The following is a 25,059-nucleotide window of genomic DNA, read 5'->3' on the forward strand; positions in this document are numbered from 1 at the left end:
CCAATAACTCAGGGCTTGGCCGGGATCGTAGGGCTACTGGCTCACACCGCGGTTATCACGAGTTGGTTGCGGTGAATAACCGCCTCTGGCAGCTGAGGATCCAGCTGTTGCACCATTTGGGATTTCAAGCCAAGGCAGCGCTTTAATTCGCCACTGGCATAGGCGCTGAGGCCAATACCCAGCTTCCTGCCATCCATGGCCAAAATCAGAATTGGGGCCTGTCGATCAAAATTGCCCTCAATAGCAACCACGCCCACTGGTAGAAGCGAGGCCCCCTGGTTTAGGAGGGCCAGTTCGGCCCCCTTATCAACCCTCACGCTGCCCTCAGGCACTGGGGCATGGGCTAACCAGCGCTTGCGATCGGGAATAGGAGAAGGGCTTGGTATGAATCGGGTGCCATGGCAAACACCCGCAAGCAATTCAGCAAGAACGTTTGGATCGCGGCCATCGGCCAGTTTCACTTGGATGCCACTGGCTGTGGCAATGCGAGCAGCGGCCAATTTTGTTGTGATGCCTCCGGTTCCCCATTGGCCGCCACCTGAGGCAACGCTTTGCAAGGCATCAAGTTCAGCGAGATTTTGCACCTCACTTATTGGTGTTGCCCCTTGGTTTTGACGTGGATCAGCGGAATAGAGGCGATCAACATCCGTGAGCAAAATCAATTCATCCGCCTGAAGGGCAACAGCCACGAGGGCTGAGAGGGTGTCGTTATCGCCAAAACGCAATTCCTCAGTTGCCAACGTGTCGTTTTCATTAATTATTGGCAGCACATTCCAAATCAAAAGTTGCTTGAGCGTGCGGCTGGCGCTTTGAAAGCGCCGGTTGGAGGCCAGATCGCTGCGGGTGAGCAAAACCTGGGCCACCGTTTGCCCATGGCAGCGAAAGGCATCTGCATAGAGGCCCATCAGTTGCCCTTGGCCGATGGCCGCAGCGGCCTGTAATTCCTCCACCAATTGCGGCCGTTTGCCTAGGCCAAGCTCCTGGCAACCAAGCCCAACAGCCCCGCTGGTAACCAGAGCCACTCCGTTGCCTTTTGAACGCTCGGCACTCAAACTGGCGGCCAAACTGGCTATGAATTGAGTAGTGCTGCTGCCGTTGTTGCCCCTCAACAGGCTGGTGCCCACTTTTACAACTAATACTCGACTCATTTTTGCGGTTTCATTTTTGGGGCAGCCCTTGCTCCATGCGGGCCCCTAGCCAGCGGGCCATAGTGCGTTCGGAGCGCTGCAGAGCATCTTTAGTGCTTGGTTTGCCATCGCTGCCAACGGGATGCACGAGCACGGTGAATAAACCAAGGCGATTACCGGCAAGCACATCGGTAAATACACGATCACCAATTAGTGCAACCTGGGCCGCTGGTAATTGCAATTGGTTGAGCACAAGGCGCAATGGGCCACGCCTAGGTTTGCCAGCTCCGGCCGTAAAAGGCAATGAAAAAGCATTGGCGATTGCTTCAATCCTGCGGCGATTTGGGTTGTTACTAAACAGATGCAGGCGCCATTGAGTGCGAGCTTTTTGGAGCCAGGTCAACACATCAGCTGGAATTTCCTGGCTGTGTTGAGGCAGCAGTGTGCAATCCACATCAAGCACTAGGGCCTTGATGTTTAGATCGGCAAACACTTCTAAGGGCAGATCAGCAAGACTGCCCTTGGCTACCCAATTTGGCTCTAACAGGTGGCGCAGGTTCAATCCTGAGACTCCCGCTCCTCCAATTCCGCTTCAATGCGCGGCTGCACCCGTTCAAATTCCTCGCCTTCCACCAGCAGGGCATGGTCGTTTTCCATCCGAGCAACCACAAAGAAGGGATCTAGGGGTATGTAAAGGCCATATTCCTCATCGGCCACCATGAAACTAACTAACAACTCATAGGTTTCTGCATCGTCATCATCGCTGTCATTCTCTTCATCTTCTTCATCAAAATCCTCAGGATCTGGTTCTTCCAATTCCCCGGAAACTGTGAGTGTTACAGCGGAGCGCACCAATGTGAGTTCATGTTCTTGAAGCACCACTTCAGCGGTTGAGAGAATTGGCTCGCTTGCATCTAAGCCCTCTAGGAGTTCAGGCTCTTCATCGTCGCTGAGGCGAAACAGGCAAACCGGGGTGTCAACTGGTGTTAGCAAGGCATAGTCGTGGCCATCAAGGGGGATCAGTTGCTCAAGGAAACAGAGCAACTCCTTACCTTTGCCATCGCGCACCACGATTGTGGGCACATCACCGGATCCGGAAAGAGAGGAGGATTCGCCCATCGATTCTGTGCTGACCCCTTCAGGATCCCTCAGGGTTAGCTGCTCTGCCCTGGTTAATGGCCGCCGCATAGACCGGTTCAGGTCCTTCCCGTAACCACTGTTCCAGCAATAGGGCAGCTACGGCGCTGTCTAGTTGGCCGCTGCGGTTGCCATGGAGATTGTGCTTTTCCGCTGCATACCAGCTGCTGCAGTGTTCATCTACCCAGGCTATGGGCAGCTCTAGGGCGTTAGCTAGTTGGATGCCATAGCGCCTGCAATATTGCGCTTGAACAGTGCTTTTTTGAGCTTGATCCAGGGGCATCCCCACGATTAGAGCTTCGCAGCGGCGCTGCTGCACCAGCGGTTTAAGTAGCAACAGGTCTTTGGCAAAACTGCCGCGGGCCAATGGCGCTAGGGGCAAAATTGTTAGGCCCAGGGGATCGCAACCGGCAAGGCCAATCCTGCGTTTGCCCACATCCACCGCAAGCACTGATCGGGGCTTTGGTGGCAGCCTTAACGCCAACGCATCGCCTCAGGAACTGGCCTTTGGCCTGGTTGCCACTGACCCACCAACCTTTCCAAGGTGCGGCTTGCTAGGCCGGGGTTCGGGCTGATTTCATGGCGACGCCAGAGGCTACGGGCAAATACCAACTCCTCTTGCAGTTCGATGGCGCCTTGTTGTGCAAGCCAAGTGAGTCCAGCGCTATTGCCTAGATCGCAGCGAACCAAAACCGGCAGCTTTTTCGTTGCTGCTGCCGCCAGTAGGTGGCCGAGCACATTGCCTAGCAAATGCCCCCAGCCTGGGTGAAGGCTTAATTCAATTTCGGTAGGACCCCGATGGCGCCGCCTCAGCAGCCTCGCCCCTGCCACCGCTTGGTGGCGTTGGGGATCAATAAGTACAAGTGATTCCGCTTGGGAATCGTCTAGGAGGTCTTCACTGCGCAGATCTTGCAACTGGCGCAGGGGGCTAGGTGTGGCAACCAATTCGAGCTGGAGCAATAAAACAGCGCTGGCACGGGTTAAGGGTTGCAGCAGTAAGGGCTCGGGTAATGCAGCAGCAATTTCAAGTTTGCTTAGGGAATTTAATAGCCAAACCCGTTGGTGTTGCAGGATTTGAAAGCCCTGTTCCCGAAGGGCCGCCAATGTTTGTTCTGCGTTGCTAGCGGCCCTTGCCACCCATGCCATTGCCCCGGGTGCTTGATCCATCGCTGCCTTTAATAGGCTGCCGGCAACATCAAGGCGGGAAGCGGTTTCACCCCAACTTTCCAAAACCTCTAAGCGCCAACAGCTACCTCTGCGGTTGCAGGGTTCAGCGAGTAGTAAGCCAACGATGTTGCTCTTTTGAGTTAGGGCTACAAGGGCGAGGGGGGCCGGTGAACTCTTCGGTGATAGCCATGGTTTAAAAGCAACGATTGGCCTTAGCAGGGCCAGTTTTTGCAGCTGAATAGCTAGATATTCCAGTTCTGGTCTTTGCAGCTGGGATAGGTGCTTGAACTGCAGGGGCTCAACCTGCAGGTTTTGATGCTGCAGTTGGGACCCCATGGCAAATTCGATCCAATGCCATTGTTCGCCACTGTATCCAGGCGAAATCAGGATCGGGGCCTTACCACCACAAGAGGAGTGCGTTCATTGGCATTTCCAGCTGGATTTGGCCTAAGGGCCCGCTCTAATAAATCGAGATCGCAGCCAGAGCTGGCGGCTAACACTTTCACCCTGCCAAGGTCGTTCACATCAACAACGGCAACGCCATGCCCCATGCTTGCTGCCATTAAGTCCACCACCGCCTTTGGATTATCTGGGCCCAGCACAATCGTTTGGTCGTAGGGGGGGGTGGAGCCAGTTACATCGTCGATTAAACGAGCTTGCGGGCCAGCAAGCCGATAAAAACCACCCTTGATACCCACAACTTTTAACAGCGCCCCAAGCAGCCAAGCCATCAATACCCTTGCTGGGCCCACCAGGTCGATCAGGCTTTGCAAACCGCAGGCTGTGGCAAGGCTGCTGGTGGGATGAAAAACACGGCATAACAACCTGGCTAGGGCAGATGGCTCCACTTGGGAGGGGTGATGGTATCTGCCTTGAATAACAGCAAGTGGACTTTCGGCAATCGTGAGAATGTCGCCGGGTTTTAAAATCGCTGAGGCGTATTTATGCAGCACCTCTTCAAGGTTGTCGAGCACCCCCAGTAGGTGGGTAGGTACTGCAAGTACTGAACAGTTTTCGCCTTCCCGCCACTTTGCGGCTTCGGGATCTAGGGGGGCAGGGTGCTTAAGGGGCACTAATACCCCTTGGCGACGCTTCAAACGGCCAAAAGGTCCGTAATTAACCCAATGAATATCTACCCATAGGGAATCGAGGCGTTGCTCGAGATCTTCTCCCTCGATGCAAATAGACACCCTGGCTTGGGTCTTTTTAAGGCCTTTAACTATGTAGGCAAACCAGTAATTGTCTGGGCGACTATCTTCATCGCCGTGAAGCGGCATCACCTCTGTGCTGATTTTTAAATCTTTGAGGCTGTTGCTGCCAAGCAAGCAGGGCTTAGCCCGCAACTCCGGCACAAACACCTCCATCTGGGCATGGGGATTGCCTATGCAAACAAGGCCGTCGATTCTGTAGCAGGAGGGATTTCTTGCGAGGTTCCAAGGGCCGAAACTTAGTTCCAGTGGTGATTTAGGCCGCAGCCGATGGCGAGCCTCCAGCCATAGCAGCAGCAGGCCAAGGCCTAGGGCGAGTAGCAAGGGAAGCGATTGCAGAAACTTCATGGCAGGCAGATTAAGCCCCCACCCATGGGCTGGATGATTGTGTATGAAACGGATAGCTAATTTGAAAGTTGCAAAATGACGCCTTAATCTAAAGAAAATTTGTGCTACACCTGTTAAGCAAATCACCCCAGCCATGGCCGATCAAACAGTTGCTCAGTTCGTTGCAAAACTGGGCGAAAACGAGGCCCTAAGGGAACGGCTTGAATCAGCAAACCTGGCTGAGCTGCTAGCAATTGCAAAAGAGCATGATCTGAAATTTGGCCATGCCGATGAGCTCTATGCCCATGCCAAACACGCCATGGAATTGTGGGGAACTGCGCCAGGGGGTGGGCAGCCCCTAGGTAACCCAGATCCTGTGGTTTCAAGCTTTTTAGAAAAGGCAAAGGTTGATCCCAGCCTTCAAAAAACCCTTGAAACTGCAGATTTAGAGGAGTTACTAGCCATAGCTAAAACCCATGAACTGGATTTTGGTCATGCAGACGACATTTACGCCAGCGCAAAATCCGAACTGGAAATTTGGTAAACTTATTCAAAATTGTTACCTTGTTAAATCATGAGCCAGGCAAATCTTGACCTCTTTCTGGCTGAAGCCCGCAAGAGCCAAAGCCTTTCAGAGCAGGTTCGAGCTGCCCGCAGCCATGAAGAGTTGATCAAGCTTGCTGGAAGCCATGGCCATGAACTCACTAAGGCCACCGTTGTGCGCCATCATTTGCACCGGCTCGCTGGTAGAAGTGATTCTGAATTGGAAAGCCTTGGTGACCATGTTTTTAACGATGATTTTGGCGACGTATTCCTAGGTAAATTTATTTAAGAATAAATAGCTAAAAACTTTAAGCTAAGAACCGTATTCAGTGTTGTATTCATTGAAGCTTTTACTGCTTCTTGAGCCTTGAGTGGCTGGCCTACCTGTGGCTAGAGCAAGGGCTGTTTCAATTTCTTTTTCATCCATATTGCCTTGGCCGTTATACAAAATCTTGGCGTTTGCATCGAGCACAAGGATTTGTGGGATGCTGCCGCTCCAGTAGTGGTTTGGCGAATCAACCGGAGCATTTGGATTTACTTCATAGGGATCACTTGTGAGGGCAATTATTTCCACATCCCTAGCCCATCTACCCTGGAGATCTGAAAGTAGGGGGGCAAAACGTTTACTAGCGCTGCTGTCGTCTAGGTAGAAGGCCAAAAGAATCGAACGTTTCTCTTTAATGGCCGCTTCGAGGCTTATGTTTGGCGGTACCAACGCACCGTTGCCAGCATAAAGCGCAAAAATATTACCGTCGTAACTGTTGGTATCACGATCAGCCCGGGTTTGATCAGGGGTTAGTAAAAATATTAGCCCGAATAAAAAGCAGCTAAAAATAAGATTTAATAGCCTGGATGGCAGGGAAACTTGTTTCAAGATTTTTCAGCACTGAGGTTTGAGTTTTGCATACCCTTGCCGAGCCCTTGCATGATACCTCGCCCGATTAAACCGATGGCACGACCAAGAACCCTAGTGAGCAGCAACACCATTAAGGAACCAAAACGATTGATTAGAATCTCCAGCTGAGGTGCCAATGCGTCCCTAGTTTCCAGCATAATGGTTATCGCTTGTTGCCACCATAAAAGGTTTTTAAGTTCATTATCCCGTGGTTCAATCAAAACTTGGCTAACGAACTTACCAGAACGGAGGCTATAAAATACCCTCTTGCTTTCATATATTGAAACGGGGCGAACAAATAAATTTTGCCAACGCTCTAAAGAATTTATTTTATTTCGCAATCGGTCTAATTCACGGGTAGGCAATAGTTCTAGGGGCAGCATTGTGCGGCGTAGCTCAGGCCAATTGCTGCAAGCTTCTAACACTTCCTTGGCAATGCGCTCACCATTACGCAATAACCAATTGCTAACTAATGTTTGCAGGTGTAACAAAGCAAATGGTTGATCTGCTGCCATTAGCTTTCCATCTATAAGTAATGGTTTGCCTTCAATTAATGCAATCAAGATTGGATATAAGGAACAGAGTTCAGGTTCCTCTCCATCAAGATTTGCTGAACCGATAAGTGTTTCGGCTAAGGGGAGCAAGCTGCCTTCCCTGGGTAGCTGGGTGTAGGCACCCACCAATTTCATTAGTGCCCTCTGGCGCAGTAGGGATTGCTGTTGAACCCATGGATCTGTTGCCGGTTGGTCGCCAGAGGGGATTGTTGTTAGAGCTAAGCAGTTTTGCGTAGATAATTTTTCTAGCAATTGTTTGAATTCGTGCAGCAGGCTTTCAAAAAGGTTTAAGCGCCGCTCGGGGAGGAGGGCCTCCAGGGCCAACAGATAACCTGTTTCAAAATTGGAGCAGGAGCCAAATTCTTTAGCTAGCTCGATTTGTAATTGATTTAAAATATCATTGCCGCCACGTTTGGGTAAATATATTTGCAAGCGTTCCTGTTTGGGCTTCGGCTTGAATTGATGAATAGGGCTTGCTGAGCCCCAAATTGTATGAAGTAATTTTCGAGCCATATTTAATTCACGCAATCTTCCTGCTGTTACAAGTCTTTGCAGTCCCCCTTGGGGAAATATCTCAAGCCTATGGTTTAGGGCATTAACTTCTGCGTTGATTTGATCCAAACCGCTCAGTAAAAACCATTGCTTTATACCCAGATTGGAGGGTTTTGCTGAGGAGGGTTGCACAGCTTCTGAAATCCTAAAAACCCTGCCTCCATTTGTAATTAGTTCAATCGCTTCATTTATCTCAGTGAGGCTGGGCTGTTCAAGCAATCCATCAAGCGGTAGTTGCAGTAATAAATCACGCTTAAAAAAAGCACTGTTATTTATTATCAGTAACAGGGCTGCCTCTGGCTCCCTGGTTTTTAATTGATTCAACTCCCAACTTAGGGTTTCAGTTGTTGTTCCTTCTTGCAGCAGCCAGCAGATCAACTGGTATTTAAGCTTGTTCTTGTTTGATATATTATCTTTTACTGCTTCTGTGGATCTAGATGAGAGATCTAGTCGCCAGTTTGGCTGATCTCTTTTGAGTTGTTCTGTTAAGGCTTGGGCTTGCCATTTTTCGCCAATAATAAGGATGGCTTTGTTAGCTATTAATTGGCTCATTTTGATTTTGCTCTTCCCTGCAACAGCAGGCTGTAGCTTTCGATTTTAAAACCGGTGTTTGCTTCGATCGCATTTAGGAGCTCCGCAGGCAATTCGATATCCAGATCGTGGATGCTGCCACTCTCAAGGCAGGTGAGGTGGCTGTGGGGATCTGAGCGGTGGCCATAGAGCCGGCCCTGGGCTTTCTCAAGGCACTCAATTACGCCATGGGCCCTGAGGGATTCAAGATTTTGATAAACGGATGTGTGACCAATGCGCCTTCCATTTGCATTCAGCTGCTCAAATATTTCCCTGGCACTCAAATGATCACCGCTGCGCCAGAGGATTTCTAAAACTAGTTTGCGCTGCCGGCTAAGCCGCAAACCTTGGCTGCGGCAACTTTGATATGCACCTTCTAGGTTTGTTGGATTCGGTTGCCTTGCCATAACTCCATGATATGGGCTTAGCAAGGCCTTTCAATCGCTGCGTTTATCGGCAGGTCTTGGAGGCGAGCTTCTCCAATGGCTAATTGGGCTTCTTTTAAGTTCACACTGCCGTTGTAGAGCGCCCTCCCCACAATTACGCCAACTACCCCTTCCAATTCCAAAGGCAACAAACTCATTAGATCCAACAATTCACCTATGCCGCCGGAGGCAATAATCGGAGTGCTGCTGGCTTGGGCCATGGCCCGCAGAAATTCAAGATTTGGTCCGGCAAGGGTGCCATCGGTGGCGATGTCTGTGCATATCAAGGCAGCTAAACCAATGCCATCAAATTTTTTTGCTAATTCCGTTGCTGGCAGCTCGCTTGCGGTTGTCCAGCCGCGGGTTGCCACCAAACCGTTTCTGGCATCGATCCCCACCACTATTTTTTGGGTATAGCGCTGGGCTAGCTCAAAAACAAGTTCAGGTTGCTCAACTGCAACGGTGCCCAGTATTACCCGATCTAGGCCGCAGGCCAGTAGTTGTTCTGCTCTTTCGATGCTGCGCACACCACCGCCAAGTTGCACCGGAATTTCCAGCGCCGCTGTGATTCGCTGCACTAGGGGGTGATTGGTGGCTTCGCCGCTGCGGGCGCCATCTAGGTCTACCAAGTGAAGCAATTTCGCCCCCTGTTCTTGCCAGGCGAGGGCTTGGCTGATTGGATCGGCACTGAAGTGGGTAACCAAGTTGTAGTCGCCTTGATGCAGGCGCACGCATTGGCCATCAAGAAGGTCGATTGCTGGAATTATTTGCATGGCATGCATTTTGGTTTCACCATTCTCGCCAGGGGAGGATGGCAACAGTTCAGCAAGGCTAAAAATGCGCATTCTGGTTATGGGCGGCACCCGTTTTGTTGGTAAACCCTTGGTGCAGCTGTTGATGGCCGCCGGCCATCAACTAAGCCTGTTCACCCGCGGCCGCCAGCCCGTGCCCGAAGGGGTGGAGCATTTCAGTGGTGATCGCTCTGAAGCCAGCCACCTTGCTCCCCTTAAGGGTCGCAAATTTGATGTGATTATCGATAGCTCTGGCCGCAATCTGGTGGATACCCAGGCGGTGTTGGCCTGCACCTCGGCCCCATCCCATCGCTTGGTTTACGTGAGCTCCGCTGGTGTTTATGCAGCTAGTGAGCTTTGGCCTTTGGATGAAAACTCCCCCTTGGATCCAGCCAGCCGCCATGGCGGTAAAGCCCACACCGAAAATTGGTTGCGGCAAGAGGGCATTCCTTTTACCAGTTTTAGGCCCACCTACATCTACGGGCCCGGCAACTACAACCCAGTTGAGAGTTGGTTTTTCGACCGCATCTGTGGGAATTTGCCCGTGCCACTGCCAGGTGATGGTTCCACCATTACCCAATTGGGCCATGTGGATGATTTAGCCCTTGCCATGGCCCGCTGCCTTGAGGTGGATGCAGCCACAAACCGGATCTACAACTGCACTGGCAGAAAAGGCGTCACTTTCAAGGGCTTGGTGGCTGCGGCCGCAAGGGCCTGCGGCCGCGATCCCGATAGCGTGGAGTTGCGCAGTTTTGATCCATCAAACCTTGATCCCAAGGCCAGAAAGGCCTTCCCCCTGCGCCTAAATCATTTCCTAGTTGATGTGCAAAGGGTTGAACGGGAATTGGCTTGGAGTCAGCGCTTTGATTTGGAAGCCGGCTTGGCTGATAGCTACCAAAACGACTACAGCAAAAGGCCCCCAGCTCAACTTGATAGCAGTGTTGATGCTCCCCTATGGGGAGCTTGAAGCCTTTAGGTAACCAAGGGCTGAATTAACGGCAAGCACCAAGGAAGGCCAAAACAAGCACCAGCCCACCCCATGGATGGAGTTGACCAATTGGGTTGAAGCCCATGCTGTGGGCCAAAGCATCAATAGCAGGGAACAAAAAAGCAACATCGTTTTGGCCTTCCCCAACCATGAAGCGGCGCCACCGTCTGCTTGCCCCTGGCGCCAGCCGGTAATCAAAAGTTCACGGCCCAACAGCAGCCATAGGGCCCACAGGGGCAATTTTTGTTGCTCCGCGAGCCAAAGCAATGGTGCCAGCAACAAAATTTTGTCGCTGAGGGGATCCAACTGGGCCCCCCAGCTGCTGCCGCCCCCAGCCCGGCGAGCCAGCCAGCCATCGGCCCAATCGCTTAGGCCGCCAAGCAGTAAAAGTACCCAAGCAAGGCTCTGCTTGCCTTCAGCTAAGGCAAAAATCAGCGGTAACCCCAGCAGTGCCCTGGCAAGGGTTAGGGCATCGGCAAGCCGGCGAAGGAACACGGGGGTCATTGCCCTGCAGAATGCCTCAAAGAGAACGGTTTTCCATGGTGATGCAGCGCTTGGTATCGGAGGTGATGACTTCTCCTTTGTTCACTGTGCAGGCTGATACCCCATTGCAGGAAGCTGTTGCCCTGCTCAACCAACATCACATCAGCGCCTTGCCGGTGGTGGGTGCCAAGGGAGAGCTGCTGGGGGAGCTCAGCGAACAGGATCTCATGGTTCGTGAAAGTGGATTTGAAGCTGGTCCCTATGTGCTTTTGCTCGACAGTGTGATTTATCTAAAAAATCCACTCCAATGGGATAAGGAAGTGCATCAAGTTTTGGGTAATTTTGTGGAGGATTTAATCAATCGCCACCCCCATACCTGTGCTCTGGATTTACCACTGCCCCAGGCTGCCAAGCTGCTGCACAACGGCAAAACCCAACGGTTGTTTGTGTTAAACCCAGAAGGAATGCCCGTTGGGGTGTTAACCCGCGGCGATGTGGTGCGCGCCCTTGCTGAAGCTATCTAAAAATTGATTTATTGCAGCGCCGGTGGGTTGGCGGGTGGTAGCACTGGCGGTGCTGGCGCGAGCCGATTGTCACTGCCGGCTGTGATTGAAAGGGCAGGGTCGTATACGGCTTGTTTGTCTGCAGGCGCTGAACCCGTTCCATAGGTTTCTGGTGCGGGTAGGTCTGGTGCCATCGGGGCTGGGATTACGGGGTCACCTAAACCCACCCCAGAGCCTGGTAATTCAGGGGCCCGTGGCGGTGTTGCTGCATTGAGCGCAAGGGCTGGATCAGCGGTGATTGGTGGCTCCCGCATTGGAGCGCCACTGGCGGGGCGAGTGGCGGTTTGGGTTTTAGAGGGCGACCAAAATAGGCGTGCAATCGGCACCACACCCTTTTCCATCAAGCGGTTTAAACCTGCCATGGCCCTATCCATTACCTGGCCACCCAATTTGAAGCTGCAATCCAAGGGATTGCCGCAACCGGAGCCCCTACCCATGGGACTGAGGTTTGCAAGGAGATTGCCTTGTAAATGAAATGCCCTTGGCTCGAGTTTGAGCATGTATGGCACATGCACAAAACTTGTGGCGCCGCCGCTTATCCAGTTGGCATCTTCTTCGCTAAAACCTTTCACCCCAGGAATAATGAAACGGCTTTTGGAAGCGTGGTCGGGCATGTAGGCAGCAACTAAGCCCCTGCTGCGGGAGAGCTCCTTGGTTTGCTCAAGGGTTAGCCCATCTCTACTCATGAACACTTCAAGCCTGCCATCACCGCGCAAGCCAATCACCATGCGCACCCGGGGGAGGAAGTAGCGAATCTGCTGACCCATGCTCACGCTGTAGGCCCCCTTGTATTCCCTTGGCGGCGATTGGATGTCGTTGTAGAGGGAGTGCAAACCACCAATAAAGGTTTCGTATTCCCCAGCCCTGGCATCTGTTAATTCACCAAAGCCAAAATCAACCCTGCCCTGGTGGGTTATCCCCATGAAAGCGCGCTGTTTAGCGGCACTGCGGTTTCGGCCACGCCAGATCTGGTTACCCAGTTTTATGTCCCCAAGGGGAACTGTTACCTCCTGGCCTGGATCGTTGTAGCGCTCATACATGGGCCCACTCACAAAAGCGAGCGCCTTGGTGTCGCTGTAGGCCTCCTGCTCCCGATCCCAACCTTCCAGCATGCCGAAACTCACCTTGCGCGGATCAAAATTGAGGGCAAAAACCTCTTGATCTGGCAGGTATTGGAAGCTTTCGTTGCTGGCATTCATGCCCACAAGCGATCCCTGGGCAGCGGGCGTTGTGGTGCGACGGTTGCTATTTGGGGCAATTGCCACAAGAAAAGTAAGAGCTGCCAGGGGTAAGCCAATGGCACTCCATCCCACCCAGCTGAGGCGACGTTTTAAGGAAGCAGTTTTTAGTTCACTTCTGGGGCGACGACCAGACTTGATACTGGTTTTTGGCCGTTGTTTATTGCTGGAAGCCCTTGCAACCTGCTGGCCCGCCTGGCGCCGCTTAGGAGCTGGGACAACTGGTTCAACAAGCCCAGTGCTGCCCCTTCGGCGATTGCCCATTACTTAAAGCAAATCCTTTTGCCGCCATTAAAGCAATTAAAAGGCACTACACCAGCATTGCAGGACACTTTATTTGCTTAGCTCCAGCATCTTTTTGATTGGTGCCAGGGCTTTGAGGCGTAAATCCTCCTCGATCTTGATGCTTGGGCTGAGATTTATTAGGCAGTTTTCTAACTTTTCTAGGCTATTTAGGCGCATATAAGGGCAGGCATTACAACTGCAGCCATCTAGGCCGGGCACCTCATGGAAAACCTTTTCAGGCATTGCTTTGCGCATTTGATGCAGGATGCCCGGTTCAGTGAGAACAATGAATTCCGGGGCTGAACTCGTTTGGCTGTGGGCCAACAATTTGCTGGTGGAGCCGATGAAATCAGCTAAATCCAGCAGGTGGTTTTGGCATTCGGGATGGGCGATCACCTCGGCTTCTGAATGGGCTGCCTTCAGCTTTAAAACCGCCTCTTCGCTGAATGTTTCATGCACTACGCAGCTGCCTGGCCAAAGCACAAGCTCACGATCTGTTTGTTTCTCTACCCATCGGCCTAAATTTTGATCTGGTGCAAACACGATTCCCCTGCCTTTGGGAACCGATTCCACCATTGCTACGGCATTGCTACTGGTACAAATCAGGTCGCTCTGGGCCTTGATTGCTGCCGAGCAGTTTATGTAGCTAATCACCACATGATTTGGGTATTGGGCCCGAAATTGGCCAAATTGTTCAGGGGTGCAGCCATCAGCAAGGGAGCAGCCTGCATTTAGGTCGGGCAGCAACACTGTTTTATCGGGGCTGAGAATTTTTGCCGTTTCAGCCATGAAGTGCACACCGCAAAAAACAATCACATCTGCAGTGGTGGCAGCAGCTTTGCGGGAGAGCTCTAGGGAGTCGCCAATGAAATCAGCCACATCTTGGATTTCTCCCTCTTGGTAGTAGTGGGCAAGGATCACAGCATTGCGCTGCTGCTTTAAGGCCGCAATTCGCTCTATTTGCTCGCTGATGGGGCTGCTGCTTACGAACACGCGAGAGGCTGCCGAGGGAGGATGTGTGCAGCCTAGAAAGTTACAAGGGAGTAGTTGTGCTGCAACTGGCCATAGCCGGAGATCTCCATGGCCAGTGGGACCACCATGACGATGGGGTGTTGGCCAAACTTGCCCCTGATGCCCTTCTGGTGGTGGGCGATCTGGCAGACGGTGATGTGCGCCTGCCATTGCGTTTACGCAAATTGAGCCTGCCTGTGGCCTGTGTTCTCGGCAACCACGATGCAGCCAAAGACAGTTCAGGCCGCACCTTGGGACGCATGGAGCAAGCCCTTGGTGCCTTGCATTGCGGTTGGAGTTTGCGACTGCTGAACCCGCCTGGTTTGGCGGTGGTGGGCGGCCGCCCCGGCAGTGCGGGTGGGGGATTTCATCTCTCTCAAGCCGTTAAATCCCACTGGGGAATGATGAATCTTTTTGATTCAGCTGATCGCATCACCAAAGCGGCCTTAAGCGCGCCCATTGAATTTCCCCTTGTGCTGCTCTCCCATGCAGGACCAAGTGGTTTAGGTAGTGCTGCCGCTGATCCCTGCGGTAAGGATTGGAAGCCCCCTGCCTGTGATTGGGGCGATCAAGACCTGCAGGAAGCAATCTTGCGCATTCGCAAGCAGCGGCCAATTCCCTTGGTGGTTTTTGGTCACATGCACCATCGCTTGCGGCGGGGGGCCGGCAATCGCCGCACTTTGCATCGCGATCGCCAGGGAACCATTTATCTGAATGCAGCCTGTGTTCCACGCCACCGCCAATGCGATGAGAACGGTCCGCTGCGGCATTTCAGTTGGGTTGAATTAAGTGATGAGGGGGAGGTTTTACTTGCTTCTCACCGTTGGTACAAAGCCGATGGCAGCCTTTTTGAAGAACATTGCCTCCCCTTGGTGGGCATCGGCTCATGTTGATCATTGCCTGCATTAGTGGTCATGGCTTTGGCCATGGTTCCAGGGTTGCCGCCCTCTTGGGCGCTCTGCATCGGCTTGAACCCCAATGCCGTTTTCTGCTTTCAACGCCGCTGCCCGAGTCATTTCTAAAGCAGGCATTTGCGGCCATTCCCCATCAACAGCGCAACTGTTGCTGGGATGTTGGTGTAGTTCAGGCAGATGCCCTTGGCAGCGATCCCGCCGCAACCCTGCAGGCCCTTGAGGCATTGGAGCCCTTGCTTGCAAACCAAGTTGAACTGGAGGCGCAAGCCATTTCAGCCATGCTTTTACCAGGTGAAAAAGCTGTGGTGCTTGCCGATGTGGCCCCTGCGGCGGTGCTGTTAGCGGAGCGTTTGGCTTTGCCCTTGGTGTGGCAAGCGAATTTTGGCTGGGATGCGATTTATCAAGAGTTGGGGGGTGAGCTAGTTGCTTGGGCAAAACGCTGCAATGGCCTTTATCGGCGCGGCACAGCCCTATTGGAGTGTCCTTTTTGCCTTGAAATGGATTGGGAATTGCCTAGGTGCCAAATCGGTTTGAGTGCTGGAGTGCCAAGGCTTAGCCCGGATGAACTGCGCCTAAGCATCGGTTGGGATTTTGCCAAGCAGAAAACGGCAATGCTCAGTTTTGGGGGAATGGGTTTTCCCTTGGATAGGAAGTTGCTGCAGCGCTGGCCCGATTGGGGGTTTTTTGTGGCTGAGCCCGAATTAGCGCTGGCACCTAATGCCAAGTTGTTGCCCCATGATCTGCGCCCCCTTGATTTGCTGCCGATTTGCGGTGTGGTGATTACAAAACCTGGCTACAGCACTTTTTGCGAGGCTTTGGGCCAGGGGATTGGCGTTATCGCGGTTGAGCGGCAGGGTTTTGCAGAGGCAGAGGTGTTGTTGGAGGGGCTTCGAAACCATGGATGGCACCGTTGCTTGAGCCGTGGAAGCTTTCTTAAGGGGGAATGGCAGCTGGATGAGCCCCTAATTCCCCCAGCCAAGGGGCCCTTAGCCCCAGGCGGTGAAATTGAGGCGGCCCGCTATCTGCTTAAGTTTTTAACTTAAAAAATATGTGCAAAATCGATACGCCTCACGGCAAACATCAATCCTCATCGGCTTTTATCGATTTTCATAGATAAGAAAGTTTTGCAAATAATTAGCATTAGTTTCTCCACAGAAACCACTTGGTTTGTATAAACGAATACGCGAATTTCCCCTGTCAATGGTTAGTGGACGATTTATTATCTGGCCAGCGTATATTATTGTTGGTCTAATTCCTAGCCATATTCACCCAGTCCGTTTCTGAAAAGAACTCGTGAGCGGCAAAAAAAATTTATTTCTAGTTTTTCTAGCTTCTTCTCTTTTGGCTCCTTGGGGTGCCAAGGCTGTGTCGGCAGCAGAGATGAAGCTGAAAACTGAGCAGCCTGCAGAAATTGCTCAGTTCTCCCTGCCCCGTTTGCAGCTGCCTGGTTTCCCAAGCCCTCAGCGCTTTTTCGCGATCACAGCCGAACGCCGCGCTCTGCTCAACACGATTCGTTATGCAGAAGGCACCTGGAAGGAAGGGGCAGACCTGGGCTATCGAGTTATGTTCGGTGGCAGCTTAATGAATTCCCTCGATAGCCATCCGGATCGGGTTAATTACACCCGTGGCTACGCCAGTGCCGCCGCAGGTGCCTACCAATTCATGCCTGCCACCTGGTCGCTGGTGGTGCGCGCCATGGGGCTAGCTGGCTTCAACCCCCAGGTTCAAGACCAGGCGGCATTGTTCTTAATCCAAAAGCGGGGCGCCTTGCATCTGGCTGATCAGGGCATTCTCAGCGCTGAATTGGCAGCCAAGTTGGCCCCGGAATGGGCTTCCTTCCCCACCCTCAGGGGAGCTAGTTACTACGGACAGCCGGTTAAGCGCCTAACCGAACTGCAACGCTTCTATGAAGCCAACCTTGCCCGCCTGCAGGGGCGTGTGCCGCTGGCAAAAACAGTGCCCCTGGAAAACCAAAATTGCACCGATAGCAACTTGGATTGTGCCTTGAAAAGTTTCTAGCTTGCTTTTGTGGTTCCTGGTTTAGGCAATGTTTTAAGCGCAATTAAATAGGCCGTGAGGGCACTGCCAATAAAGCCAGCGCAGTTGCTAACGAGCGGCACAAAATCGGAGGTTCGAGTAAGAATTGGTGCAAGGCCAAATAATGCAAACAGCAGCAGCCAGAGTGGCGCCATCAGCAGCAGCCAGGTCCAGGCGATAATTGTTCCTTCTTTCCTTGGGTAGGCGGCAAAGCCAGCCACCAGTCCGCCAAGCACAGATGTGGCAAAGGTTAGTAGCCATTGCTCCTCAGGTAAACCGGGAACTACTTGGCAGCCACCCCTGTTTAAACAAAGCTCCACCGCCGCTAGGGAATCAACGATTGCCCCATCCTCGCCGTGGTCTTTCACGTAATACTGATTGCCAAAACGGGTTTGTAGTTCCACCCAGTAGGTGCGGGGCATTAATGCAAATAATGCTTCACCAACATTGAAATTAAGCAGATTGCCGCCGCGGGGATCTGCCACCAATAAAAGGCTGCGCTCATCTAACTCCCAATATTCCTTAACCGCCAAGCCAGGGGTGCGATCGTATTGGGTTAATACCCTCAATTTCCAACCGCTATCCACTTCAAATTGATCAAGTTCGCTCTCTAACTGCTGGCGTTGCTGATCTGTGAGCGCCTTGGCAAGATCGATTACGGGTGTGGGGTGATCAGGCAGTAGATCGGCGTTGTTGTAGGCCATGGCTGGATCCACTGGCATAAAAGCCATTAGGCAGCACACCATCAGCCCCAGCAACCATCTACAAGCCACAGGATCAAAACGCAGTAGAACGCATTGTCATCGATACCAGGCAAAGCTGTGGCAGTTGATTCGCGTGAAGGGCTCCAGCAGCTTCTCGTTGAACAAGGCGGCAGCGCCTCGTTTTCGCTGGTGATGGATTGGCTTCTAAATAATCCAGAACACGGTTTTTATGGCAGCGGGCGCTGTTGCTTTGGCAGCCGCGGCGATTTTGTTACGGCTCCATACCTGGGTTCAGCCCTTGCTGATCACCTGCTGAAGCAACTGCTGCCTTGTTTTGATTTGTTAGCTGAGCAACCTGGAACCCTCAGCCTGATCGAGTGGGGCCCCGGTGATGGCTTATTCGCGCAGCAGCTTGCCCAGGGTTTTGTGGCTGCTAATCCCCCCTGGTTGCCCCGCTTGGAGATCCTTTTGCTGGAGTTGAACGCTCCCTTGCGCCAGCGCCAGCAGCAAACCCTGCAAAATTGCCCCATTCGATGCCATTGGCCAGAGCTCCAGCAGCTGCAGCAAACCCCTAGGCGAGCTGTTGTTGTAGCCCATGAACTGCTGGATGCCCTGCCCGTAGATCGATTTGTGCTGCATCAAGGCAGATGGCATGGCCTTGAGGTGGGGCTAAATGCAGAAGCTGATTTTGAATGGCAACGCGGTGCTGTTTTGCAGCCCAAAATCCAAAGCCAATTGGCAAGCCTCGGCTTGGCCATGGATGGGGGGGGGAGGCCTGAAGGCTGGTGCAGTGAGTGGTGCTCGAGCCTTGAGCCCTGGTTGGAGCTGGTGCGGCAAAGCATCGATGAGGGTTGGCTTTTAGCAATTGATTACGGCCACCCCGCCCAGCGCTACTACTCCCCCCATCGAGATGGGGGCACCTTGCTTGCCTACCGGGGTCAGCTAGCTAGCCCCGAATTATTGGCAGAACCTGGCAGTTGGGATATCACCGCCCATGTGTGCACCACTTTGTTGGAACAACTTGCCCCCGGCAGTGGCTGGAATTGGCTGGGCTCGGTGCTGCAAGGGGAGGCCCTTTTGCGTTTAGGCCTTGGAACTTGCTGGGCTGAGCTATCTGCCCCAGGTGCTGAAAGCCTCTCCTGGCGCTTGGCACGCCGGGAGGAATACCAACGGCTAACCGACCCATATCAATTGGGCGGCTTCTGGTGGTTGCAACTTGGCACCCCTGGCTTGCCAAGCATGGAGGAGTTGGTGGCTTCTAGGAGCTGATGCTTTGAAGTGCCATCAAAGCCATTTCAAGGGGCACATCGTTGCGAATTTCAACGGCTCCAATTGAATTAGGTAACACGAATCTCACCCTGCCAGCACTAACTTTTTTATCGCGAAGCAGGCAATTACGCACATCCTCGTTATCAAAGCGTGGTGCTTGAAGGGGCAAACCACAGCGTTCGATCAAACTGCGTTGACGTTCTTGGTCTGCGGCGGTCCATAAATCAAGTTGAAGGCTTAATTCACCAGCGGCAAGCATTCCCAAGGCCACCGCCTCTCCGTGCAGAAATTTTTCATAGCCAGTGAGGGTTTCAACCACATGGCCAAGGGTGTGGCCGTAATTAAGGATTGCCCGCAGATTGCCCTCCCGCTCATCGGCAGCTACCACCCGTGCTTTTGCCGAAGCCGACCTTTTTAAAATCAGCAGCAATAAATTTTCCCCAATGGCATCAAGATCAGCCAGATCTTGATGTTGTTCAAGGGCTTCAAATAACACTGGATCGCCAATTACTCCGTATTTAATAACTTCCGCTAAACCTGCCCGCACCTCACGCTCCGGCAGGGTGCGGAGCGTGTTGGGATCGATCAACACCAGTTTTGGTTGGTGGAAAGCGCCAATCAGATTTTTGCCACCGGGGTGGTTTACCCCGGTTTTGCCGCCAATGGCAGCATCCACCATCGCCAGCAGAGTTGTGGGCACCTGCACAACGGCAATACCCCGCAGCCATGTGGCTGCAGCAAATCCAGCCATATCACCGATCACACCACCGCCAAGGGCAACGATCAAGGAGCTGCGTTCCAATTGATATTGATAGGCCTTGTTATGGATTTCAGTGATGGAGCCAAGCGTTTTTTGATCTTCTCCGCTTGGCAAAAGCATTAGCTCTGCCAAAAATCCTTCGCTATTGAGGCTCTTTAGCAATTGCTCCCCATAGAAATCAGCAACGGCAGGCTGGCTCACCACCAGGATGCGGCAGCCCAAACCAAAACCCAGCTTGCTTAGTTCTTGGCCCAGCTGATCAATTCCAGCTGCACCGATCTGGATGCTGTAGGAGTTTGCGCCGAGATCAACCAAAACCTTGCCAAGGGTTGCTTCAGCTTCCATGGGGCGCCACTCCTGCAATGCTGAATGTATGGCCCTTTTGGCCCAGAATGGCTGGGCTTAAGGGATTGATGCTTGAAGAGATCGCCTCTACTTCCTTGGTTGTTTGTGGCACCAGCCCTTGCAGTGGTGTTGCTAACGGTACTGGTGCCAGCGCTGATGGCGTTAGTGATGAGTTTTACCCGCACGGGCCTTGATTTGGATGCACCGCTGCAATTGATCGGCTTGGCCAATTTGCGGCGGTTGAGCACAGACCCACTTTTTTTAAAGGTGCTCAGCACAACCTTTCTCTATCTGTTGGGGGTGGTTCCGCCAATGGTTGCTGGTTCGCTTGGTTTGGCGGTGCTGCTAAATCGTGCCCTGCCTGGGATCCACTGGTTACGGGGAGCTTTTTACACACCGGTTTTGGTATCTGTTGTGGTGGCAGCTATCGCTTTTCGCTGGATATATGCAGAAAACGGATTGTTGAATGGCTGGGCTGGATACTTGCTTGGCAATAATTACAAAGCAATTGGTTTTTTAAGTGATCCAAAGCTTGCCCTGATAGCTGTGATGTTTGTAACCCTATGGAAGGGTATTGGCTATTACATGGTTATTTTCTTGGCGGGTTTGCAGGGTATTTCTAAGGATCTATATGAAGCAGCAGAACTAGATGGCAGCCGCGGTTGGCGCCAACATCTGGATATAACTTTGCCCTTGATGAGGCCCTATGTTGCCCTGGTAGCAGTTATTTCCTCCATCGCAGCAACGAAGGTATTTGAGGAGGTTTTTCTCTTAACCCAAGGGGGGCCCGCGGATTCCACCCGCACGGTTGTTTATTACGTATACGACTTGGCATTTCAGGAATTAGACATCAGCTATGCCTGCGCTGCTGGCTTGGCTCTTTTTCTGGTTGTTTTGCTGCTCAGCTTGTTGCAACAGGGCTTAAAGGGCAGTGGCTTGCCTAAATTGCAGGATTGAGCTGCACTGATTTTGGAGCCAATTGGGATAGTTGGTAGCGGTCAACTGGCGGGCATGCTTGCAGAGGCGGCCCATGCCATGGATTTGGAACTGCATTTGCAGGCCACAGACCCGGGAGATGCTGCCGTTGCATTGGCGGCGGCGTCGGTTTTTGGACCATCTGAAAGCGCTGCTGCCACTGCTCAATTGGCCTCTAGCTGCAGGCGCATCGCTTTTGAAAATGAGTGGGTTGATATCGAGTCGCTGCAGGCTTTGGAGGAAAAGGGGATTGAATTTCAACCATCTGCCCAGGTGTTAGCTGAAGTGGTTAACAAACGCCACCAACGCAATTTGTTAAATCGGCTCAATATGCCAAGCCCCCGCTGGTGTGAATTAGAAGCTGTGGTGAGTTCTGGCGGGAAGCTGCCAAACCATCTTGATTTTCCCTTGATGGCTAAGGCCACCTGTGGTGGTTACGACGGACGTGGCACTGAAAAGTTACTTAATCGTGCTGCTTTTGAGGCATTGCTGATGCGGGTGGATCGCCGCCTGTGGATTGTGGAGGAGATGGTGAACTATGAAAAGGAATTGGCCATTTTGGTTGCCCGCAATCAAGCAGGCCAAATCAGTGTTTTCCCCTTAGTTGAAACCCATCAACAACACCAACAGTGCGAATGGGTTCTGGCCCCAGCTGAGGTGAACCATGGGGTTGAAGCAAGGGCCCGTTCCATGGCGGTTTCGATTGTTACCGCTTTGAACTATGTGGGGTTGTTAGCGATTGAATTTTTCCTTTCCCCCCAGGGGTTGCTGGTGAATGAGTTGGCCCCCCGCAGCCACAATTCAGGCCATTACACGATTGAAGCCTGTGGCACCAGTCAGTTTTGCCAACAACTAAATGTGCTCGCCGATCGCCAACTCGGTTCTTCAGCCCTTGTGGTTCCCGGTGCCTTGATGGTGAACTTGCTTGGCTTTGAGGAATCCAACAGCACCTATCAAGAGCAGCGAAATTTGTTGCAGGCCCTGCCCCAAGCGCACCTGCATTGGTATGGCAAGCGCTTATCTAGGCCGGGCAGAAAGCTGGGTCATGTAACCCTGCTGCTCCATAGCCTTGATGCTGGTTTGCGCCGTAGGGAAGCGATGGAATTATTGGCCGCGGTGAGGCAGATCTGGCCCAACCCGGCCTGAAAGCCTTAGATTCACCCCCGAACTGCTGCGTTGGTGTTTGCCCTTTCCAGTGTTCTGATCTGACTCCCTTTTCGACATGGGAGTGGTGTCGCGAAGGTGACGTATACCGGCCCTGTAGCCGGAAATGAAACCCCGCTTTCCTCTCCCTTCTGGTTCTTCCAGGTCGAAGACTGAGGGCTCCACGGCCTGGCGGTTCACCCCTTTTACTAATAATGAATTTTTTTAAAAATTAGTTTATCTATTTAGTTGTTCTAGGCGTTGCTGCAGTTCACTTTTACTCATTTGGGTAACAATAAAAACCTCCTGGGCGCTGCTACCCCTGCGGGCTAATACCTTGTGACCACCTTTTAAGCCACAGGAAACCCTTAATTTCAATCCCTCGCAACGGCCTTTCACGCGGCAGATAACCGCCGGGGTGATTGTGTCTATGGCGGGATCATTCGCCAAAATTTTCAGGAGGGGAATCAAGCCATCCAGATAGGTGCTGTGGGTGATAACGAGTCGGCCCACAAAAATTCCCTAGGCCTGCTCGAGGGGGGCCATGGTTAAGCCCTCCGCACCGAGTTGCATGTGATACAGCTCCGCCTGTTCCATCGGCCCAACCCACACCACTGCCCTACCGGCGCTATCTATTTCTTGGGCTAGGGCCCAGGCTTGATCGGGCCCCATCGCTGGGATGTATTTCACAAGACAATCAACAACGTGTTGAAAAGTATTTATTTCATCATTCAGTACAACAACTTTATAGGTGGGATAGGGGGCTCGTTCCAGTAAAACGCTGCTTTGGGGGCTGCTATAGGCCAATGCCGCTACAAGCAAAGCTCCATTCTGCTCCGTTGCGCGGCCCTTTAGGTAGAGTTGATTTAACTGAAAAATCCTCCGTGCTGATCACCCTGGGATGGGCTGCCCTAGCAGCAACCTTCACCTTCTCGATCGCCATGGTGGTTTGGGGTCGTAATGGTGATGGTTCAATCAATTTCTAGAAACCCTTTTGGGTGCAATGCTTGATTTACCGATCGATCTAACCTTCAACTCGGTTTTGGCTGCAGTTGCAGCCCTGCTGCTTATTTTTGTTAGTGGGGGTGTTGTTTACCTTTCTGCAATGGAATGGAAAGACAAACGGCGTCGTTCGGCAGCAACTACCTCCGCAGCTGCTCGCCGATCTGGCAAAAATTGAGGGCCAGTTTTGGTGTTGCCCTATTGCCTTTTGTAGGCGCTTTTACCCTTCTGCTATCAGCTCCAAAACCCCAGCAGGGGAACTTAAATCCTCTTTTAAGCCAAGCATCTTTAGCCCAGAGCTTGCCTATTCAAGCTCTGCAGCCGCCACCACAACTATGGAAAGAGCGGCTCTCAGAGGGCCTAGCTAAAAAACTATGGCGGAACGGCAGTGGTTCCTGGCTACAGATATGGGGCCCCCACGGCGACGCGGCGCCTTTATTGCTTGTGCGGGCAGGTAAAGAAGCCGATGCTGTGCCCTTAAGTTTGCGTTGGGGGCCCTATCGGGTGGTTGCAGCAGACGCCTTGGGTTTTCAGAGCTTGAAGCAATTGTTGGAGAAGCCAAGGGGACTGCGCCATAGCCCCCGCTGCGCGGCCTTAGATGGGGTAAACCCGGGCATCTTTTGGAGTGGTTCGGGCCTAGTGGCAATCGCCGCTAATTGGTCTCCATTACTAGTGCCTCTCCAGCAGGGTTGCCTGCAGCTCGAAGGTAGGCGCTGGTGGGGCCAAACCAGGGATGGGGATGCTGTTTTGCGGTCTACCAAGTTGGTTGAACAAGGAGCTGAGCCCACTTGGCCCCAAAGCCCAGCGCCATTGCTCTTACAGGGCGATGCTTTGGCGCCCCTTTTGGCTCCCCTATTGGCTCCTCTCTTGGATGGCACAGCTGAAAAGAGCCTGTTGCAAAGCCCTTTTCAGCTGCAGTTGCAATTCAATCCTGCCAAAAACCCCTATCAAGCCAGCATTTGGATTGCCCTGCGCCCCAAAAATAATGCTGTTCGTGCTAATTACCAACAGCTTTTAAGCCGCTTGGAAAACAACCTGCCCACAGAAATGCGCTTAGAAAATAAAAATAATGTGAGCCTTTTGCTCAATTCCAAGGGCTGGGTGCAGGCCGGCTGGCGCTGGCTTGCCACTGGCGAGTTGCTGGTGGTTTTAGGGGCCGCCCCCACCGATCCCCTGCCGAAAGCAATGGCAAAGCCTCGGATCAGCCAAACAGCTGGCCTAAAACTTGTGGCAGTTCCCCGCCTTTTAGATCAACGGGGCTTGCTGCCTGAGCAGTTCCCCGTGGTGCTTAAGCGATCAACGCTGCTTAGGGGCCAGTGGCGGCCTGGAGTGGCTGGGGGCGCAGCTCAGGTAACTGGTGATTCACTGCTGCTTGATTGACGTTCCCGGCGGCGTTTAACGGCAGCAACGGTTTCTTCCATCATTTCCACCGCCTGCGCCATTTTTTCTAAGTTGCTGGCATATAGGCCCATGTCTTTATCCAGTTTTTCCTGTTGCAAGCCCATCTGTTCGCCAACACTGGTGGCCCTTTTGCGCAGCGCCTCTGGCTCTTGATCATCGCCACCGCTCAATTCTTGAATTAATGCCATCAGGCCCACGGCATGGAGACGCGAGTAATGAAAATCGCTGCGGTTTGCCCCTTGCAACACAAGTTTTAGGGGCTCTGGTGCCCCTTCCCCACGGCTTGCTAGCCAATTGCTTATCTCCTGCTCACCATGGGCTGAAATACCAGCTTTTAGGGCGGCGGCTTGCTGCCGCAGGCCTTCATTGCTTAGGCCAGTGGCGGAGCAGAGCGCTTCGAAAAGGTTTTCCCGCTGACCTTCCGGTTGAAATCCCTTGGTGAAACTGTCGAAAACCTGGGTAAGGCCCAGGGAGAACAAAGCATCTGGCTCGAAACCCTGCTGATGGGAAAGCAGATGCAACTCCACTAGGAGCTCATCCACCAGCCGGCGGTAGAGGCCAGGAATCACCCTGGGATATGCGGCAAAGAAGCGCCTTTTGCTGTCTGCCACGGTTTGGCAATCACCCACTGGATTCCCCTCTGTT

30 protein-coding genes and 1 other RNA gene are annotated in these 25,059 nt (G+C 52.7%); 13 read left to right on the top strand and 18 right to left on the bottom strand.

Annotated elements, in window-relative coordinates:
* Positions 1 to 41: 41 nt before the first annotated feature.
* From proB to KBY68_RS00995, 6 genes are read right to left on the bottom strand one after another with little or no spacing between them, the layout of a single operon-like run.
* Positions 42 to 1,148, bottom strand: a complete 1,107-nt coding sequence (gene proB, locus KBY68_RS00970) for a glutamate 5-kinase (RefSeq protein WP_255095562.1) — start codon at positions 1,146 to 1,148, stop codon at positions 42 to 44.
* 10 nt (positions 1,149 to 1,158) lie between these two features.
* Positions 1,159 to 1,689: a YqeG family HAD IIIA-type phosphatase gene (locus KBY68_RS00975; RefSeq protein ID WP_255095563.1), complete on the bottom strand. Its 531-nt coding sequence runs from the start codon at positions 1,687 to 1,689 to the stop codon at positions 1,159 to 1,161.
* Entirely contained in the window at positions 1,686 to 2,246 is a 561-nt protein-coding gene (locus KBY68_RS00980) for a DUF3727 domain-containing protein (RefSeq protein WP_106499453.1), read from the bottom strand. The genes KBY68_RS00975 and KBY68_RS00980 overlap by 4 nt, the downstream gene beginning before the upstream one ends.
* A 19-nt stretch (positions 2,247 to 2,265) precedes the next feature.
* Positions 2,266 to 2,748, bottom strand: a complete 483-nt coding sequence (gene ruvX, locus KBY68_RS00985; RefSeq protein ID WP_255095564.1) for a Holliday junction resolvase RuvX — start codon at positions 2,746 to 2,748, stop codon at positions 2,266 to 2,268.
* Positions 2,739 to 3,767, bottom strand: a complete 1,029-nt coding sequence (locus KBY68_RS00990) for a hypothetical protein (protein ID WP_255095565.1) — start codon at positions 3,765 to 3,767, stop codon at positions 2,739 to 2,741. The genes ruvX and KBY68_RS00990 overlap by 10 nt, the downstream gene beginning before the upstream one ends.
* A 47-nt stretch (positions 3,768 to 3,814) precedes the next feature.
* Positions 3,815 to 4,987, bottom strand: a complete 1,173-nt coding sequence (locus KBY68_RS00995) for a coenzyme F420-0:L-glutamate ligase (protein WP_255095566.1) — start codon at positions 4,985 to 4,987, stop codon at positions 3,815 to 3,817.
* Between the two features lie 133 nt (positions 4,988 to 5,120).
* Here KBY68_RS00995 and KBY68_RS01000 point away from each other — a divergent pair, with 133 nt between their 5' ends.
* The gene (locus tag KBY68_RS01000; protein ID WP_255095567.1) at positions 5,121 to 5,510 is read left to right on the top strand and encodes a Nif11-like leader peptide family natural product precursor; all 390 of its coding nucleotides are present in this window, start codon (positions 5,121 to 5,123) and stop codon (positions 5,508 to 5,510) included.
* 30 nt (positions 5,511 to 5,540) lie between these two features.
* Positions 5,541 to 5,798, top strand: coding sequence for a Nif11-like leader peptide family natural product precursor (locus tag KBY68_RS01005; RefSeq protein WP_255095568.1), 258 nt, complete (start codon positions 5,541 to 5,543; stop codon positions 5,796 to 5,798).
* A gap of 24 nt (positions 5,799 to 5,822) precedes the next feature.
* On the opposite strand, the gene KBY68_RS01010 is transcribed toward KBY68_RS01005, so the two are convergent.
* From KBY68_RS01010 to hisA, 4 genes are read right to left on the bottom strand one after another with little or no spacing between them, the layout of a single operon-like run.
* Positions 5,823 to 6,383 (bottom strand): thylakoid membrane photosystem I accumulation factor, encoded by a 561-nt coding sequence (locus KBY68_RS01010; RefSeq protein WP_255095569.1) that lies wholly within the window; start codon positions 6,381 to 6,383, stop codon positions 5,823 to 5,825.
* Positions 6,380 to 8,062 carry a DUF3685 domain-containing protein gene (locus KBY68_RS01015; protein ID WP_255095570.1) on the bottom strand — a complete coding sequence of 561 codons (1,683 nt, stop codon included), beginning with the start codon at positions 8,060 to 8,062 and terminating at the stop codon, positions 6,380 to 6,382. The genes KBY68_RS01010 and KBY68_RS01015 overlap by 4 nt, the downstream gene beginning before the upstream one ends.
* The gene (locus KBY68_RS01020; protein ID WP_106500753.1) at positions 8,059 to 8,487 is read right to left on the bottom strand and encodes a Fur family transcriptional regulator; all 429 of its coding nucleotides are present in this window, start codon (positions 8,485 to 8,487) and stop codon (positions 8,059 to 8,061) included. Before KBY68_RS01020 ends, KBY68_RS01015 begins: the two co-directional genes overlap by 4 nt.
* Before the next feature lie 17 nt (positions 8,488 to 8,504).
* Positions 8,505 to 9,278 carry a 1-(5-phosphoribosyl)-5-[(5-phosphoribosylamino)methylideneamino]imidazole-4-carboxamide isomerase gene (gene hisA, locus KBY68_RS01025; protein WP_255095663.1) on the bottom strand — a complete coding sequence of 258 codons (774 nt, stop codon included), beginning with the start codon at positions 9,276 to 9,278 and terminating at the stop codon, positions 8,505 to 8,507.
* Between the two features lie 64 nt (positions 9,279 to 9,342).
* Here hisA and KBY68_RS01030 point away from each other — a divergent pair, with 64 nt between their 5' ends.
* Positions 9,343 to 10,263, top strand: a complete 921-nt coding sequence (locus tag KBY68_RS01030; RefSeq protein ID WP_255095571.1) for an NAD-dependent epimerase/dehydratase family protein — start codon at positions 9,343 to 9,345, stop codon at positions 10,261 to 10,263.
* Here KBY68_RS01030 and KBY68_RS01035 read toward each other — a convergent pair.
* A complete protein-coding gene (locus tag KBY68_RS01035; protein ID WP_255095572.1) occupies positions 10,249 to 10,788 on the bottom strand; it encodes a CDP-alcohol phosphatidyltransferase family protein in 540 nt (179 codons plus the stop codon). The two genes, KBY68_RS01030 and KBY68_RS01035, sit on opposite strands and share 15 nt — an antisense overlap.
* Positions 10,789 to 10,823: 35 nt before the next feature.
* On the opposite strand from KBY68_RS01035, the gene KBY68_RS01040 reads away from it, so the two are divergent.
* Positions 10,824 to 11,291 (top strand): CBS domain-containing protein, encoded by a 468-nt coding sequence (locus tag KBY68_RS01040; protein WP_106500751.1) that lies wholly within the window; start codon positions 10,824 to 10,826, stop codon positions 11,289 to 11,291.
* A gap of 8 nt (positions 11,292 to 11,299) precedes the next feature.
* Here the strand turns inward: KBY68_RS01040 and KBY68_RS01045 are convergent, their stop codons facing one another.
* Positions 11,300 to 12,832, bottom strand: a complete 1,533-nt coding sequence (locus KBY68_RS01045; RefSeq protein ID WP_255095573.1) for a hypothetical protein — start codon at positions 12,830 to 12,832, stop codon at positions 11,300 to 11,302.
* Positions 12,833 to 12,901: 69 nt separating this feature from the next.
* Positions 12,902 to 13,846 (bottom strand): quinolinate synthase NadA, encoded by a 945-nt coding sequence (nadA, locus tag KBY68_RS01050; protein ID WP_255095574.1) that lies wholly within the window; start codon positions 13,844 to 13,846, stop codon positions 12,902 to 12,904.
* Between the two features lie 23 nt (positions 13,847 to 13,869).
* Here nadA and KBY68_RS01055 point away from each other — a divergent pair, with 23 nt between their 5' ends.
* The 3 genes from KBY68_RS01055 to KBY68_RS01065 all read left to right on the top strand — a co-directional run bounded on the left by KBY68_RS01055 (position 13,870) and on the right by KBY68_RS01065 (position 16,797).
* Positions 13,870 to 14,757: a TIGR04168 family protein gene (locus tag KBY68_RS01055; RefSeq protein ID WP_255095575.1), complete on the top strand. Its 888-nt coding sequence runs from the start codon at positions 13,870 to 13,872 to the stop codon at positions 14,755 to 14,757.
* A complete protein-coding gene (locus tag KBY68_RS01060; RefSeq protein WP_255095576.1) occupies positions 14,751 to 15,821 on the top strand; it encodes a hypothetical protein in 1,071 nt (356 codons plus the stop codon). The genes KBY68_RS01055 and KBY68_RS01060 overlap by 7 nt, the downstream gene beginning before the upstream one ends.
* Positions 15,822 to 16,071: 250 nt before the next feature.
* Entirely contained in the window at positions 16,072 to 16,797 is a 726-nt protein-coding gene (locus KBY68_RS01065) for an endolysin (protein WP_390634967.1), read from the top strand.
* On the opposite strand, the gene KBY68_RS01070 is transcribed toward KBY68_RS01065, so the two are convergent.
* Positions 16,794 to 17,546 carry a TPM domain-containing protein gene (locus KBY68_RS01070; protein WP_241536969.1) on the bottom strand — a complete coding sequence of 251 codons (753 nt, stop codon included), beginning with the start codon at positions 17,544 to 17,546 and terminating at the stop codon, positions 16,794 to 16,796. The genes KBY68_RS01065 and KBY68_RS01070 overlap by 4 nt on opposite strands.
* Before the next feature lie 90 nt (positions 17,547 to 17,636).
* Here KBY68_RS01070 and KBY68_RS01075 point away from each other — a divergent pair, with 90 nt between their 5' ends.
* Complete coding sequence (locus KBY68_RS01075) at positions 17,637 to 18,788, top strand: SAM-dependent methyltransferase (protein ID WP_255095578.1); 1,152 nt, start codon at positions 17,637 to 17,639, stop codon at positions 18,786 to 18,788.
* On the opposite strand, the gene aroB is transcribed toward KBY68_RS01075, so the two are convergent.
* Positions 18,778 to 19,893 carry a 3-dehydroquinate synthase gene (gene aroB, locus KBY68_RS01080; protein ID WP_255095664.1) on the bottom strand — a complete coding sequence of 372 codons (1,116 nt, stop codon included), beginning with the start codon at positions 19,891 to 19,893 and terminating at the stop codon, positions 18,778 to 18,780. The two genes, KBY68_RS01075 and aroB, sit on opposite strands and share 11 nt — an antisense overlap.
* Before the next feature lie 72 nt (positions 19,894 to 19,965).
* On the opposite strand from aroB, the gene KBY68_RS01085 reads away from it, so the two are divergent.
* The 3 genes from KBY68_RS01085 (at position 19,966) to ssrS (ending at position 22,214) form a co-directional block, all read left to right on the top strand.
* The gene (locus KBY68_RS01085) at positions 19,966 to 20,850 is read left to right on the top strand and encodes a carbohydrate ABC transporter permease (RefSeq protein ID WP_255095579.1); all 885 of its coding nucleotides are present in this window, start codon (positions 19,966 to 19,968) and stop codon (positions 20,848 to 20,850) included.
* Positions 20,851 to 20,862: 12 nt separating this feature from the next.
* Positions 20,863 to 22,014, top strand: coding sequence for a 5-(carboxyamino)imidazole ribonucleotide synthase (locus tag KBY68_RS01090; protein ID WP_255095580.1), 1,152 nt, complete (start codon positions 20,863 to 20,865; stop codon positions 22,012 to 22,014).
* Between the two features lie 16 nt (positions 22,015 to 22,030).
* Positions 22,031 to 22,214, top strand: a non-coding RNA gene (gene ssrS, locus KBY68_RS01095) — 6S RNA.
* Between the two features lie 34 nt (positions 22,215 to 22,248).
* On the opposite strand, the gene KBY68_RS01100 is transcribed toward ssrS, so the two are convergent.
* Together KBY68_RS01100 and clpS are read right to left on the bottom strand one after the other, a co-directional pair.
* On the bottom strand, positions 22,249 to 22,524 hold the full coding sequence (locus KBY68_RS01100; RefSeq protein WP_106498990.1) for a DUF2103 domain-containing protein: 276 nt from the start codon (positions 22,522 to 22,524) through the stop codon (positions 22,249 to 22,251).
* A 9-nt stretch (positions 22,525 to 22,533) separates the two neighbouring features.
* Complete coding sequence (clpS, locus tag KBY68_RS01105) at positions 22,534 to 22,818, bottom strand: ATP-dependent Clp protease adapter ClpS (RefSeq protein ID WP_255095665.1); 285 nt, start codon at positions 22,816 to 22,818, stop codon at positions 22,534 to 22,536.
* Positions 22,819 to 22,895: 77 nt separating this feature from the next.
* Here clpS and petN point away from each other — a divergent pair, with 77 nt between their 5' ends.
* Together petN and KBY68_RS01115 are read left to right on the top strand one after the other, a co-directional pair.
* Complete coding sequence (gene petN, locus KBY68_RS01110) at positions 22,896 to 22,997, top strand: cytochrome b6-f complex subunit PetN (RefSeq protein WP_106499011.1); 102 nt, start codon at positions 22,896 to 22,898, stop codon at positions 22,995 to 22,997.
* A 124-nt stretch (positions 22,998 to 23,121) separates the two neighbouring features.
* Positions 23,122 to 24,393, top strand: coding sequence for a hypothetical protein (locus KBY68_RS01115; RefSeq protein WP_255095671.1), 1,272 nt, complete (start codon positions 23,122 to 23,124; stop codon positions 24,391 to 24,393).
* Here KBY68_RS01115 and psb29 read toward each other — a convergent pair.
* The gene (gene psb29 / locus KBY68_RS01120; protein WP_255095581.1) at positions 24,360 to 25,025 is read right to left on the bottom strand and encodes a photosystem II biogenesis protein Psp29; all 666 of its coding nucleotides are present in this window, start codon (positions 25,023 to 25,025) and stop codon (positions 24,360 to 24,362) included. The two genes, KBY68_RS01115 and psb29, sit on opposite strands and share 34 nt — an antisense overlap.
* Between the last annotated feature and the right edge of the window lie 34 nt (positions 25,026 to 25,059).

The sequence above is a fragment of the Synechococcus lacustris Maggiore-St4-Slac genome (genome assembly GCF_024345595.1).
Lineage (GTDB): Bacteria > Cyanobacteriota > Cyanobacteriia > PCC-6307 > Cyanobiaceae > Synechococcus_D > Synechococcus_D lacustris.